General features: G+C 43.0%; 14 protein-coding genes. 3 read left to right on the top strand and 11 right to left on the bottom strand.

The window, feature by feature from the left end; all coding sequences use genetic code 11:
* Nucleotides 1-15: 15 nt before the first annotated feature.
* Nucleotides 16-2400, bottom strand: a complete 2385-nt coding sequence (locus tag AC23N5_RS13460; RefSeq protein ID WP_487755982.1) for a TonB-dependent receptor domain-containing protein — start codon at nucleotides 2398-2400, stop codon at nucleotides 16-18.
* 239 nt (nucleotides 2401-2639) lie between these two features.
* On the opposite strand from AC23N5_RS13460, the gene AC23N5_RS13465 reads away from it, so the two are divergent.
* A complete protein-coding gene (locus tag AC23N5_RS13465; RefSeq protein WP_487755983.1) occupies nucleotides 2640-3701 on the top strand; it encodes a sensor histidine kinase in 1062 nt (353 codons plus the stop codon).
* Nucleotides 3698-4396: a LytR/AlgR family response regulator transcription factor gene (locus AC23N5_RS13470; RefSeq protein WP_487755984.1), complete on the top strand. Its 699-nt coding sequence runs from the start codon at nucleotides 3698-3700 to the stop codon at nucleotides 4394-4396. The genes AC23N5_RS13465 and AC23N5_RS13470 overlap by 4 nt, the downstream gene beginning before the upstream one ends.
* Before the next feature lie 19 nt (nucleotides 4397-4415).
* On the opposite strand, the gene AC23N5_RS13475 is transcribed toward AC23N5_RS13470, so the two are convergent.
* The 6 genes from AC23N5_RS13475 to AC23N5_RS13500 all read right to left on the bottom strand — a co-directional run bounded on the left by AC23N5_RS13475 (nucleotide 4416) and on the right by AC23N5_RS13500 (nucleotide 9325).
* Entirely contained in the window at nucleotides 4416-5123 is a 708-nt protein-coding gene (locus AC23N5_RS13475) for an EF-Tu C-terminal domain-related protein (protein ID WP_487755985.1), read from the bottom strand.
* 19 nt (nucleotides 5124-5142) lie between these two features.
* Entirely contained in the window at nucleotides 5143-5910 is a 768-nt protein-coding gene (locus AC23N5_RS13480; protein WP_487755986.1) for a hypothetical protein, read from the bottom strand.
* Nucleotides 5911-5923: 13 nt separating this feature from the next.
* On the bottom strand, nucleotides 5924-6532 hold the full coding sequence (locus tag AC23N5_RS13485) for a hypothetical protein (RefSeq protein WP_487755987.1): 609 nt from the start codon (nucleotides 6530-6532) through the stop codon (nucleotides 5924-5926).
* Between the two features lie 44 nt (nucleotides 6533-6576).
* Nucleotides 6577-7404 carry an alpha/beta hydrolase family protein gene (locus tag AC23N5_RS13490; protein WP_487755988.1) on the bottom strand — a complete coding sequence of 276 codons (828 nt, stop codon included), beginning with the start codon at nucleotides 7402-7404 and terminating at the stop codon, nucleotides 6577-6579.
* 141 nt (nucleotides 7405-7545) lie between these two features.
* Complete coding sequence (locus AC23N5_RS13495; protein ID WP_487755989.1) at nucleotides 7546-8367, bottom strand: alpha/beta fold hydrolase; 822 nt, start codon at nucleotides 8365-8367, stop codon at nucleotides 7546-7548.
* A 127-nt stretch (nucleotides 8368-8494) separates the two neighbouring features.
* Nucleotides 8495-9325: a helix-turn-helix domain-containing protein gene (locus AC23N5_RS13500; RefSeq protein ID WP_487755990.1), complete on the bottom strand. Its 831-nt coding sequence runs from the start codon at nucleotides 9323-9325 to the stop codon at nucleotides 8495-8497.
* Nucleotides 9326-9583: 258 nt separating this feature from the next.
* Here AC23N5_RS13500 and AC23N5_RS13505 point away from each other — a divergent pair, with 258 nt between their 5' ends.
* On the top strand, nucleotides 9584-9949 hold the full coding sequence (locus tag AC23N5_RS13505; protein WP_122934116.1) for a winged helix-turn-helix transcriptional regulator: 366 nt from the start codon (nucleotides 9584-9586) through the stop codon (nucleotides 9947-9949).
* Between the two features lie 245 nt (nucleotides 9950-10194).
* On the opposite strand, the gene AC23N5_RS13510 is transcribed toward AC23N5_RS13505, so the two are convergent.
* From AC23N5_RS13510 to AC23N5_RS13525, 4 genes are all read right to left on the bottom strand, one after another.
* A complete protein-coding gene (locus AC23N5_RS13510) occupies nucleotides 10195-10638 on the bottom strand; it encodes a DUF2147 domain-containing protein (RefSeq protein ID WP_183970954.1) in 444 nt (147 codons plus the stop codon).
* Between the two features lie 2 nt (nucleotides 10639-10640).
* On the bottom strand, nucleotides 10641-11423 hold the full coding sequence (locus AC23N5_RS13515; protein WP_487755991.1) for an SDR family oxidoreductase: 783 nt from the start codon (nucleotides 11421-11423) through the stop codon (nucleotides 10641-10643).
* 156 nt (nucleotides 11424-11579) lie between these two features.
* Nucleotides 11580-13751, bottom strand: a complete 2172-nt coding sequence (locus AC23N5_RS13520; RefSeq protein WP_487755992.1) for a xanthine dehydrogenase family protein molybdopterin-binding subunit — start codon at nucleotides 13749-13751, stop codon at nucleotides 11580-11582.
* A complete protein-coding gene (locus tag AC23N5_RS13525) occupies nucleotides 13735-14211 on the bottom strand; it encodes a (2Fe-2S)-binding protein (RefSeq protein WP_183970957.1) in 477 nt (158 codons plus the stop codon). The genes AC23N5_RS13520 and AC23N5_RS13525 overlap by 17 nt, the downstream gene beginning before the upstream one ends.
* Nucleotides 14212-14245 lie beyond the last annotated feature (34 nt).

Consider the following 14245-nt stretch of genomic DNA (forward strand, 5'->3'; position numbering starts at 1 on the left):
CAAAAGTTTGGTTCACTACTGCACTCTTCGGCGCTCTTCTTCGGCGGTGTCTTCGGTTTGGCGGCGACGGGTGTATTTTTCGTTGCCAAAACGATAGCTAAAATTGAGCCCGATGCGGCGGGTATCGCTTTGTGTTTTGCGGTATTGGGTCGTATTTTGGTAATTGGTCATGGTTTCAGTGCGGTAATTGGCAAAAGTCGGGTCGTCAATCATCAAGCGGATACTGCCTTTGTCCTTCAATATTTTCTTGCCAACGCCCACGTAAATCGAGTAAAAACTGCCCATGGTCATGGTAAATACTTGGTCGCGGGCCGAAATATTGGCGTATAAGTCCGCCGACCAGCCTTTCCCAAAACTAAACTGCTGCCCCGCATTGATGCGAAAGGACACGTAGCGGGTAACGGCCACGTCGCCGTTTACTGTGCCTTGAATATTGAAACGAAATCCTTGAAAACTCACGTTGGTCGTCCAATACTTGTTGATTCTTTTGTTGTAATTGCTCACAATCCCAAACCGATAGCCCTTGCCCAAATTGAACGGTTTTCGGACGAACACATCGCCCTCGCGAATGTTCAAATCGCCATTCAATCCATCGGCAAAATCCATGGCAACTCCTACGCTAATGCCGTTGTTGTGTTGGTAACGAAGTTGAAGATTGTGCAGATAAAAGGGCTTTAACGCGGGGTTTCCGCTGGTAAAGGTGTAGTCGTCCACGTAGTTGAGGAATGGGTTAAACTGCTGATAACTTGGGCGGTTGATGCGGCGGCCGTAGTTGAAACTCAAACTGTGCTTGCCCACGCTGTCCAACGCGCGTCGAAAGAAGAAAGTGGGGAAGAGGTTGGTGAAATGCTGCGAAAATTGCTCGCCCGTGGTAGCGATGTTGGGCAGTAGATTGCCTTCAATATTGGTGTTTTCGGCGCGTAGCCCCATTTGCAAACTGGTGCGCTTGTTCAACGTATGGCGTAGGTTGAGGTAAGCGGCATTGATGTTTTCGTTGTAAAAAAAATGGTTGCTTTTGGTAGGGTCAAGTACGAAGCTTTGGTCTTTTTTATGCTCTACGTCGGCTTCGTTGGCGTTTTTTACAAAGCCTATTTTTGCCCCCATTTCAAACGTTGTTTTGGCAGAAACAGGGCGGCGATAATCGGTTTTGAAGGTCAGAATTGTAGCGGGTGTGAAGAAAACATTGTTGAAAATCTGGGTGTTATTGGCGTGGCTACTCTGAAAATTTCTAACGCCATCGGAGCCATATTGCTGATAGTTTACGTCGCCGCTCCATTCGCTGCCTTGTTTTTGTGGTTTGTGGGTAAAATTGAGGTTGGCACTTAGATTGTTCCAGTCAAATTGCCCACGATTGGTGCCGTCGTATGGTTCGTTGTTGATTAAATTTGTAAATACTGCTCCGTCGTTGCGTTGGCTTTTTTGCAAAAATAATTGCCCTCCGATGACGGTATTTTTGCTTTTGTCGTAATCAAAACCCAGCCGAATTGTGCCGCCCAAACTTTCAGAAGTGGCGGTGTTATCGCTGCTATATTCTTGATTAGTAGCGTTTTCGGTGATAGTTCGGGTGGAAGTAGTAACTGTGCGATTGGCGTCGCGAGGCAAACCTACGCCCCCAAAAAGATTGAGTTTTCCTTGTCGGTAGTTGAGGTTAAGGTTGTTGTAACTCCGCCACGTGTGCCCTACACTTTGGCTAGTGCTAATGTTTCCCGTCAGACCGTAAAGGCGATTTTTTTTCAGTACAATGTTCACAATGGCCGAGCCTGTGGCATCGTATTTGGCGGGAGGGGAGTCCATCAGCTCCAATTTGTCCAACATCTGGGCGGGCAGCGATTTGAGGTAAGCCACCAAGTCGGTGCCGCTCATGTAGGTGGGCCGCCCGTCGATGAGCACCATCACGTTGCTGCGACCGTTGAGCTGCACATTGCCGTTTTGATCCACTACTAGGCTCGGGGTGCGTTCTAGCACTTCTTGGGCCGATAGGGTGGCAGCTCCGCTCATGGCTTCTACGTTGATGACGGTTTTGTCTTCTTCCTGAACCACCAGCGGACGCGTCGTTTTGACGATAACTTCGGCCAGTTGTTGGGTTTTCTCGGGAAGTAAAAAAATGGTTGGTAGCGACAAAGACGTTCCACTTATCTGAATGGTGGGGCTTTGGTATTTCTTTGACCCCAAATAGCTGATTTTGAGGAAATAGTTCCCTTGTTTTAGGTTCGTGAATTCAAATTTTCCTTGGGCATTGGCCGCGACACCCGCTACTTGCTGGCTATCGGGCAAGGCAATCAATAGCACATTGGCTCCTACGGCGGCTTCGTTGTGGTGGTCTTTAATTTCTCCCTTCAAATTGCTTTGCGCCAGCGCCGTGGTGGTAATGAGGAGAAAGAGTAACATGCAATTTTTCATGCTGCGTTGTGTTTTTTGGCAAAACTCTGAAAGACGCTGTTTTTTAGAGAAGGGCACGGACAGAAAGGGTAGCTGCTGTGATAAAAAGGGAAAATCGACTGACGAGAGAGGGGCGAATAGTAGTGGTTAAACAAACTTGCCGTATTTTACGGTTTTCGTCAGTCAAAAAAGCCTTTCTGTCAGTCAAGGAGAAAAGTAATGAAACAGAATTTCCATTTTTGACCAAAAATTGAAACAAAATGGCTGGAAATATTCTCGTTTTTACCTTTTCGGTGGTTGTACTTTGGCTCATTTTTGGCAAACCAAAGCAGATTGTTATTACCCTTTTTCAGTGGGCAGTAGGCGCGGTGGGGCTGTTTTTTGCGGTGCTTTTTACATTTCACATTATTGATTTAGATGGTGAAAAGAACCAAGCCTTGATAAGTAGCGTGTTGACGATAGGCTGTGCGGCGGCGGGGCGTTTTATTGCAGCGTATTATTTGAGTAAAAAATCTCGCAATAAAGACCGCGCCGTGACGATTTTGGGGGTACTTTTTATTGGGTTTTTGCTGGGTTTTGGTTTGGCAATCAATTATTTGAGGTTTACTGGCAGTTTTTCGGTGTTGTTGTACGTCAATCTGGCCTTGATGGGATTGGGGTTTGTTACGACGATGGGCGTGGCTATTATCAAACACCAGATTGAGCAAAAAATTACTACCGCCGAGACCAAAGCCGACGTAAGCGATGCCGAATTGAAGTTATTACAGAGTCAGTTGAGCCCGCATTTTTTGTTTAATACGCTCAATAACCTGTATGCACTTTCGATACACGATGCTTCTAAATTGCCGCCGTTGCTGCTCAAGTTATCCGACTTGCTGCGCTATACGGTGTATGACACCAAGGCTACGTTGGTGGCTCTCGAAGACGAAATCAATTACTTGAAAAACTACATTGATTTTGAAAAAATACGGTTAGGCGAACGGTTGGAACTGGTCACAAATTGGCCCGAATCGCTTGCCGAAGCTCCGCCGATTGCTCCTATGCTGTTGATTGTGTTTGTAGAAAATGCGTTTAAACATTCCAAAAACACCCAAAATCCGCAGATTAAGATTGCCATAGACGTACAAATTTGGGGTAAAACGGTGCTTTTTTCGGTACAAAATAGTTTTGACCCTAGCGTGACCCGAAATACGCTGGAGCAACACAGTGGCTTGGGGCTGGACAACGTAAAAAAACGATTGGAACTCGCTTATCCTCACCGCCATGATTTAAGTATCGAGCAGAAAAACAATACTTTTATGGTTAAATTAAGACTTACATGACACTAAAGGCACTCATAGTGGATGATGAACCGCTGGCGCGTCAGCTTATTGAGGGGTATTGTAGGTATTTTCCTGAAATAGAGGTAGTTGGTTCGGTAATCGATGTGTTTATGGCAAGGCCCATTTTGGAGACTGGCAGGGTGGATGTGCTATTTTTGGACATCAATATGCCCGTGATGAACGGCATTAATTTTCTCAGAAGCCTTCCTCACAAACCCATTACTATTTTTACGACGGCCTACAAAGAACACGCCCACGAAGCCTTTGATCTTGCAGCTACGGACTACCTGCTGAAACCCTTTTCGATGGAGCGTTTTTTGCAGGCCATCGACAAGGCCAAAGCTGCCCTAAAGCAGCAACCCAACACGCCCGAAAACCACACTTTCCTGAAGTCAGACGGTAAATTGATAAAGTTATTTTTTGACGAACTGTACTACGTAGAGGCGCAAGGCAACCAAGTCAAATTTGTAACCGAGCACAGCACCTTCAACATTACCCAGACGTTTGGCTCGGTGTTGGAGCTTTTGCCCGCGTCGCAGTTTGTGCGAGTTCATCGCTCGTTTGCGGTCAATATTCAGAAAATCAGCATTATAGAGTCCTACCGTATCCTGTTACTTCAAAAAGGCGAAGTCCCACTCGGAAGTAATTTTCGGGAAGATTTTTTGAAAATGGTGATGAGTAAGGGAGGGGAGTGATGGAAAGCAAAGGGCGACGTTAAGATGTTGTATTCACCATAATTCTCCCCGTCAAAAACCTAGTGTGCCAAGTGGCAAAAGTGAGCTCAAAGTAAAATCCTTTGTCCGAAAATAGTAGCTCTGTTTTGTAATGAGAGTTGTCTAGGTGTATTTCCTCTCTCCAACGGTTACAGATTTCATCTACCAATGCCTGTGCCTGACAGCCCTTGTCTCTCAATTTACACTCGACGGTCAGCATTTGGTAGGGATTGGACAAGGATTTTGTGAAAATTAGCTTACTAATTTGCCGAATGGATGTTAATCCGTGGTGGATTTTTGTGGAAATTTTTTTAATATCTTGAAAATCAAATGGTTTTTGCTCAGGTTGTAAGTTTTTGAAAAACGTGTCGAAGTCCCAATACTTAAAATCATCCCTCAAAATTTGAGTGATTTTACCGCGCCCGACGGTTGTGGTTCCTTCTCTTATTTCAAAGCCTTGACCAACGTAAAATTGCCCAACGTGAAAGTTAGGGCTTAACATTTGAAGCCTAATTTTTGCAGTTTCACCTGGGTAACAAATTTCTTTATCAATCAATATTTGGGGAGCATCCCAATCTCTGCCATTATAGTAAAACTGTCCTCGGTACCTCGATGTGATAGGGTTCCTTCGGCCACCTTCTTGCTCTGTCAAGTAGTAAACTTCTCCTTCAAGTTCAGGATTGTAGAGTTGAAATGGAGCTTCTGTCATTATCTGAATGTGTGAGGTTTTACGCCTCTCCAGCAATAGTTAAAATTTCAATTTTATTAGTCGTTAAATTTAATTTAATAAAAACGTTACAATTTCCACCATCCATCATTGATGTTGGATAATATTGATAGATTTCATCTCTGTGTTTGTCTTTGCAAAAACAATGGATAAAAGCTATAATATTCCCTTGAGTATTTCTAACTGCTTCAACCTGCTTAATGTAGTTTGAAAACTCTCTTAAATTAGAGTTTTTTTGAAAACCTTGCTTTAGAATAGTGTCTATTCTGGATAATTCTTTTGTTTTTAAATCATAACTTTGCAAGTTTTGCTTATTTGTAGAGCTATCAATGTCTGTTTGGATGGAAAAAACGGCATAGTCTTTAAAATTGGTGAAGTCAATACTATTATTGATAAATAATGATGTTTGTTGGATTTTGAGTTTTTCAAAAGACTGGCCATTGATAAATTCAATAAAACCATTCTTTAGAACAGCTACTTCACTCTGATTATAGGCTAATCTAAAAGGAAAAAACTTTATAGTATCATTCATAATTTGAACACGTCCTTCCCAGTTTTCGGTTTTGTTATGATTTATTTCATGTATAGTTTCAGTGAATAAGTAGCTGCTATCGCCATATATCTCGAACGTTTTTTCTATTTTCTCTAAATATGCTAATTTTTGATTCGCAGATAGTAATATTTTTTTTGCAGTATTCTTTTTCTCTTGGCAATTTAACAGAACCCATAAAAGTGGTATTATTAAAGATTTTTTTGTAAAAATTTTCATGGTATTTAACGTGTTAGCACAATTCGGACTTATTTATTTTTAACTGACCAAATTCGCTTTCTAACGCTTTTATAGCATTATCTGCATTTATATGCCAAATTCCTCCAAAAATTTCCTCATCGTTACTATCATAAAAATCCGTCCAAATTATAGTTGAATTTTCAATTGTAGTCCATATGATTTTACTAGGAATATCATTTAAATGTATTGTATTTCCATCTGCTGATTTATACATACGAACATAATTTTGGTTTTTAATTTTTATAAAATCAATATCAACAATGAGTAGCTTTTTTTTGACTTTTGATGACTTGAATTTTTCAAGAAAAATAAAAAACTCTTCAAAATGTTTTTCATCATCATTAGGATTTCTATTTGATATTTGCCAGTACCAATCCCCACCTAGGCCAAAGTGGCTGTTTAAATGTCCTAATAACCAAATATTAAAATACTCAAAGTTAGGGTAGTTGTCAAGTTTTAATTGATCTTCAGACGACGCCATCATAAAACCTGAAAGAAATGATTTAAGAGAGCTGAAGTTATAGTCATTTCCTAAATACATTCCTTTTCTAATTCTAAGATTGTCTAGTAATGAATAGATGTTTATTTTGTCAGCCTTCATAAATTAATAATAGTCAATAGTAACAAGCTTTTTTACATTAACTCTCAATTCCCCGTGTTTTTTAAAATAAAGTCAACAATGGGTTTCGGGTCTTTTAGGCAGTGTGGATGATGTCCCACTCCTTTTTTGACAATGAGCTCAATCGTCCCGCCAGCACTTCGATACTGTTCTGCTAACTGATACGTATTTTCATCAATGGGGACGACATCATCTGCGTCTCCACAAACGTGTAAGAGAGGAATTTTAGCGGCTGCCAGTTTTACACAATTGTTGATAGGGCTGTCCTTAAAATCATTGACTGTGGCTTCGGTCAAGTCGTACGCTTTGAGGCATTTTTCCCAGTCATTTTTGGAGCCTTTTCCCTTGCCTAAACCGCCTGGCCAGCTTTTTATATCACATACAGGCGCATCGGCATAGATACAATATACCTTGTCTGCGTTCCGTGAAGCCCAATTGTAGGCATCCAAGCCGCCTCGGCTCAGTCCTTCAAAGACCGTTTTGGGGCTAAGCCCGAAACGTTGAATCAGATGATTGTAAAAACCATCGAACCGGTGCATTGATTTTGGCCCACCGTACAAATCCACCACATCGACATACACTACATGAAACCCTTTTTGCAACAAGGCAATGTCCACTTGCGGTTCGTGCGCCCAAAACTGAGTACGCCAAATCCAGTTTTTGTGTGGGTTGGGTTGATGGGGAAGAACTACTTTGGCTTCGACGCCTTCAAATTGAAACTCCAGCATTTCGAAGCCATTCCAGGTCGTATGAACGGTGGCACGCTCATCGCTGGCATGGCTAGTAAAAGCAAGTTGGGCTAGGAGACAAAAAAGGAAGCAAAATTGAAACGCGGTTTTCTGGAATGCCTTCATGAGGTGTTGGGGTTTGATGGTTGGATTGTCCGTGTCCACGAAGATAGATGTATTTTGTGATTAGGCGAATTTGTCAGCATTTATAACAACGCCAAAAAGCCCATCCGTGGATGAGCTTTTCTTTTAGATGACACCTTTTCGTTAAGAATTGATGAACTTTAAAATGTCGTTGTTGATGGTTTCGGCTTCGGTAGTAGGCATACCGTGCGGAAAGCCTGGGTAGATAATCAGTGTTCCGTTTTTCAAAAGTTCGTGGGCTTTTACGGCAGTGGTCTTGTAGGGAACAATCTGGTCGTCGTCGCCGTGAAGTACTAAAACGGGGACGTCCACACTTTGTAAATCTTCGGTGAAATCAGTTTCCGAAAATACCTTGACACAGTCGTATTGTGCTTTGATTCCCCCCATCATTCCTTGTCTCCACCAGTTGTCTTGGATGCCTTTTTTTACCACTGCGCCTTCTCGGTTGTACCCAAAAAATGGAAAAGTAATGTCTTGGTAAAACTGTGCTCGGTTGTGTTGGGTATTGTGGCGAATGTTATCAAATACCTCCAAAGGCACACCGTCAGGGTTTCTTTCGTCGGCAATCATGTAGGGCGTAATGGCGCTGATTAATACCACTTTGGCTACTCGGTCTTTGCCATATTTGGCGGCATATCGTATGGCCTCGCCACCTCCTGTCGAATGCCCAATGTGAATCGCGTTTTTGAGGTCTAAAAATTCGGTAAGTTCTGCTACGTCGGCTGCGTAGGTGTCCATGTCATTGCCTTGGTAGGTTTGGGTAGAGCGTCCGTGGCCACGGCGGTCGTGAGCGATTACTCGAAACCCTTTTTCCAAGAAAAACATCATTTGAGCATCCCAATCGTCCGACGATAGTGGCCATCCGTGGTGGAAAAAGATGGGTTGTCCTTCTCCTAAATCTTTGAAATAAATTTCAGTTCCGTCTTTTACTGTTAGCTTGTTCATTGTTTTGATTGTCAAATGGTTAATGATTGATTTGATGATGCAAAGGTCTTTTAAAAAGCGAAGCCCATCAATGGACAAACTTCGCCTTGAATTGCACATTTTTCCTCAATCACCAGAAATGACGAAATCAGAACTGTTTTCGGAACGATGTAGGGGAGATTCCCGTGTTTTTGGTGAAGAACCGAACAAAATAAGCATCGTCCTCGTAGTTTAGGCTGTACGCAATCTCTTTGACCGACAAAGACGTGTGGGCCAAAAGGCGCTTGCTTTCGAGGATGATTCGGTTTTTGATGATGTCGTTGGGTGTGTCTTTGCTAAGTAATCCTATTTTTTTGCTGAGATTTTTGGGCGTGATAGAAAGCATATCAGCATAGTCGGCTACCGTATGGTGGGTTTTGTAATGCTGCTCCACCAACTTGCTAAATTTTCTCAAAAATTGCACATCAGCATGTTGTTGATTGTCAGCCAATTGGTGTTGCTCCTTCCAAATCCGCGTGGACTTGAGAATAATAAGTTTGAGCAAAATTCGTAACATTTCTTCGGTGCTAGCATCGTCGTTTTCCATCTCATGTTGTATCTCCCTGATGACTTTTTGCATGTACGACGATTGGCTATCTCTTAGCTTAATGAAAGGCACTTCAAACACATTGTTGTACAAAATCCCATCGCAAGCTACTTCTTGGTCGTGGATTTCGATGCAATAAAAGTCGCGGTTGAAGTGTAGTAAGATTTCTTTATTGTTCTCATTTTGAGAAAATTGTATCACCACTTTAGGGTTGATGAAGAGCAACGCATCCGAATCCAAGAGGAAGCGTTGGAAGTCAACTTGGATGGCTGTGTTTTTGGGCAGAAAAAGAATTTTTATGTGTTCTTCAATGGATTGGAGGATACTATCGCTGATTTCGCTATCCAAAGAACGAAGGTTGCCAAATTGCTTTAATGAAAATTCTTTGAGCATTGATTTTAACGTTTATCGTTCTTTTGTGATAGCCTTCCTCTCCTCAACTACGTTAATACAAGTGGACTGCCAGGGAAAGTTCCCGAAATCTCTTTTGCCCGATAGCTCGTTATTGAAATTAAAATCCTGCTCCATCTGATTGTTTTTTGTGCAAATTTCAGGCATACATTCAGGTGAAGCAATTACGGAAATACGATTCGGATAGGGATAAATTTTTCCCCTATTGTACGATTTGGAGCATAGGTCTAATTTTGTGGTATGTATGAAAGAAAAATTTTACCAAGCCTAAACTGCGGCTTAGACTTGATTGGCGAAGTACTGTATGGCAAATGGAAAATTCGTTTGCTATGGTTTATCAGTGAAGGGCATCTACGGCCAAGCGAACTGCAACGCAAAATCCCCGATGCCACCAGACGGGTATTGAATATTCAGTTGAAAGAACTGGAAGACCACGGGTTGGTCACTAAAGAAATTTTTCCAGTTCTTCCGCCCAAAGTGGAATACCGACTTACTGAGTTGGGTGAAACCATCATCCCCGTTATTTCGGCTTTGGGTCAATGGGGCGACACCAATGAAGCGCATTTACGGTCGGTTATTTTAAAACGACTGACGAACGAAAGCTAATATTAAACTACCCAAAAACATCTTTTTCATAGTTGTTGCAGGTTAAACGCATTAAAAAAAGCAGCCTCAGCGAGGCGAAATCTTAGTAGAAAAAAAGGATAAAGGTCTCCCAAAAGCCCCATCGGGGTGACATCTTTTTCCGAGCGTCGGCCGCTCCGATGGGCCTTTGGGGAGGGGTTTGTTTACTTTTTCTACAAAGGTTTCGCCTCTCCGAGGCTATTCTTTTTATGCATCCAACCTTCAATTTATTGAATCCTTTTAAACTTCATTGTTTTTCCTAAAAGTGAAATACCCAAATACCCACGAAAATGAAGCTCATTTTCGGTTTTTAGTTTGGCATTTAAGCTGTAACTGTTGCCATCACTTGGGTTGTAGAGCTTTCCACCTTCGTACTGGCCGTCGTCATATTTAAGGTTAGTGACATTGATAATGCCTTGTCGCGGGCGGTTTTGTAAGGATTTGTCAGGATTATTGGAGTCTTTTTTTGACGTTTTTCCATCGGTTTCAAACATATTGGAAGCCCAAAGAAGCTTTCCGAAATATTTCCCGTCTTGCTTAAAGAGGTCAAACTTCAATTTTACATCGCCATCAATACTTTCCCATTGTCCGATTATTTTATCGGCAGGTTGCTGTGCAAAACTTACCACTGAGAGAAATAATAGTAGTCCAGCAAAAAATACCTTTTTCATCGTTATTGGTTGTTTTTAAGTTTTTTGATTTCTTTAAACTCACGGTGGCCAAAGTTTAACAAAACATTGGGTATTAGCCTGCTAGCTAATTTGATAATGTTGATGGCAAAAGGCTTTAATTCCTTTTTGTCTTTTAGCAGACCATTAATAGCTACTTTTACCATGTCGTCTGCATTCATCATCATGCTTTCGTTAGGCTGTTTTACCCAATCGTCTTGCAATTTTGTTTTTACTCCTGGAGGGATCATTTCAAATACTTTTACATTGGTATCTTCCAATTGTAGTCGTAAGGATTGGGTGTAGGCGCGAACCCCTGCTTTGGTGGCGCTATAAATGGGCGCTGCTGAGTAGCTCATAAAGGCTATTCCCGATGAAACGTTGACAATCGCAGCTGATTTTTGTTTCAATAAATGGGGCAAAAATTGATGCACCATCTGAACTGTCCCCGAAAGATTAGTAGCAATTTCTCGGTTGATATTTTCCAAGTCCAATGACTGGTCTTGTAGGTCGATTAAACGCATCAAACCTGCGTTATTAATGATGATATTGAGCTCGGGAAATTGTAGCGTAACTTCTTTGTATAATTTCTCAATATCCCTCGAATTACTCACGTCACTTTGGAACGTATGTACGTTGGGAAACTGCTTCTTTGTTTCGTTAAGTGCATCCAGTTTTCTGCCTGTAACAATGATAGTTGCACCTAGCTCAGTCAATTGTTTTACAAATTCTAAACCGATTCCACTTGTGCCTCCTGTAATAAGGATTGTGCTGTTTTTTAAGTCCATTTTTTTGCGTGTTTTGTTAATGCAAAGGTCAGCACTAACCCGCAAAGGAATGTAGCTAAAAGTCGGTTTGTTGTAGTCAAAAAGGAAGGAGTTTTTAAAATAAAAAAAGCTATAAGGTTTCTCAAACCTTATAGCTTTGGCAACGGAAAATAAATCTTACAGATTTGATGCGTTTTGAAAAGCCAACTGCAAAGGCAATGACCGTAAACGCTTACCCGTCAGGTCAAAAATTGCATTGGCGATGGCGGGCGCAATAGGAGAAAGGGGAGGCTCTCCAACCCCCGAAGGTACCTCAGAACCTTCGTGCAAAATGACTTCTATTTCGGGCGTGTCGCTAAGCCTTACTACTTGGTAATTATGGAAATTGGTTTGGACAAATTGCCCATTTTCTACCGTACCTTGCTCGTAAAGAGTCGCACTGATGGCCATCATGGTGGCGCCTTCTACTTGCTGCCTGATGCCGTCGGGGTTAATGATTTTGCCAGGGTCAATGGCCTGGGTTACTTTCACAATCTTAATGGCTCCGTCGACTATTTTTACTTCTACCACCGCCGCCGAAACCGTTTTGCGGTCGTCGCAGACTGCCAAGCCGCGGCCAATCCCTTCCGACTTTGGTAAGTGCCAGCCTGATTTTTCGCCAATGATTTCGAGCAGCTTTTTCCGACGAACCAACTGAGGCGTGTCGTCGCAGTGGTCGATTCGCAATTTCAGAGGATTAACGCCTGCTTTATGCGCCAATTCATCCATAAAACTTTCGATGGCGAACGTGTTGGCAAACATCCCCACACCCCGCCATATACTGGTTTCAAAGGGGAGGTTGTTGTGCCATACCGTGGTTTTAATGTTGGTAACATGGTACGGGCACCGCGCGCCGTGGCCTGCCACGATAAAATCGGCGCCTAAAATGGTTTCGGCAATAGCAGGGACGGAGTTAAAGATCATCGGGCCCGTAGCAAGGTGGTGTTCAAAGGCCAAAATTTTGCCGTCTTTACCCACTTTTCCTTTTAAAACGTGGTGGGTATTGGGCCTTACGTATCCGTTTTGAAACTCTTGCTGACGGGTAGCCAGCAGGTGAACGGGCTTGCCGACGGCTTTGGATAGTTTGGCTGCTTCTACGGCGTTGCTCTTAAACGCCTTTCTGCCAAATCCTCCCCCCATGTACGTAGGCATAATGGCAACGTCCTCGTTTTTAAGGTCTAATGCCTCCGCAACGGAAGTTTGCAAATAGGCTGGGTTTTGGAAAGAAGCGTAAAGCGTTATTTTGTTGTCTTTATAATCAGCGACGACAATGGAAGGTTCTAAATTGCCGTGAAAACCAATTGGCGTACGAAATTCGCCCGTGAGCACCTCATCGGGTACGCTGTCTGTGTCGCCATCGTTTTGGATATTGACCTCTTTGCCGTTCCCGACTGTTATCAATTTTTCGAGGTCTTTGGTAGAAACGTTGGGGTTGTAGTCCCACTCCGCCTTGATTTTCTCCACCGCCGTTTGGGCAGCGTAGCGAGAGGTAGCCACCACGCCAATCCAGTCTTTTTCTTCCACTATCTTCAATACGCCCGCCGTATTTTTTGCCCCACTGGTATCGGTACTTTTTAGAGTTCCTTTCACATAGGGAGAATAAAGCATCGCGCCGTACACCATGTCGGGTAGGGTAACATCAATGCCATAAATCGGTTTGCCGAGGACTTTATCGGGCAAATCAATTCGTTTTTGTTGTTTACCAACGTACTTGAACTGTGACGACGGTCGTAACGGGGGTGTTTCGGTTGTTTCCCATTTGGTAATCTGTTTGGCCAAGTCGGCATACGATAATTGCTTATCACCTGCCGTCAGCATTCCGTCTTTGGTCGAGATGGAAGCAACGGGAATATTCCACAATTTCGACGCCTGAAGTTTGAGGGTTTCCCGCAGGGTAGCGGCCACTTCTCGGATGGTGACATAAAAAGAAGAAGTGCTGTTGCTTCCCCCCGTATTGGAGAGAAGACCGTTTAAGGAGTTGGCGTGAACAACCTTAATTTTCTCTACTGCCACGTCCAGTTCTTCCGCAGCAAGCATGGCAAAACCCGTAAAAATTCCTTGCCCCATCTCGGCTTTGGGCGATTTTAGGGTAATGGTATTGTCGGCATTGACTTCAAACCACAGCTTATGGTCAAAATCCGACACATCCGCTGGAATGTCCATTTCTGAAGTGAAGTCACTTATTTTTCTTCTAATGGCTCCTCGTCCGAAATAGAGCAAGGCCAACGTTCCTGCCACGCCAGAACCAGAGATGGCCAAAAATTTTCTTCTCGAAAATCCTTTTTTAGGTTTTTTATCCGCGTTTTCCATCGTTTTTTAGTTTTGCCGCCAAAAGAATTGCTTTAATAATGCGAGGATGAGTACCACACCGACAGATGTTGGAAATGCCATTTTTGATGTCATCGGTCGTGGGATTGGGGTTTTCTTCCAAAAGCTTAGCGGCGGCCATCATAAAACCAGATTGGCAGTAGCCGCATTGGGGAACTTGAACTTCCAGCCACGCTTGCTGTACGGGGTGCAGATGGGCCTCGTCTTCCGAAAGCCCTTCGATGGTGGTTATTTTTTTGCCATTGGCGAGTTGGGCAGGATACGAACAGGAGCGGATTAAATCCCCGTCAACATAAAGGGAGCAAGCGCCGCATAGAGCTTTGCCACAGCCAAACTTTGTTCCTTTGAGTTTGGCTTCATCGCGAATGAGCCACAGCAAAGGCATGTCGGGCTCGACATCCAAAACCGTAGGCTTGTTATTGATGGTCAGTGAAAGTTGCATAGTAGTCCAATTGAGAAGTCATTGTTTCTGCTTT

The organism is Runella sp. R5_40 (assembly GCF_057652295.1).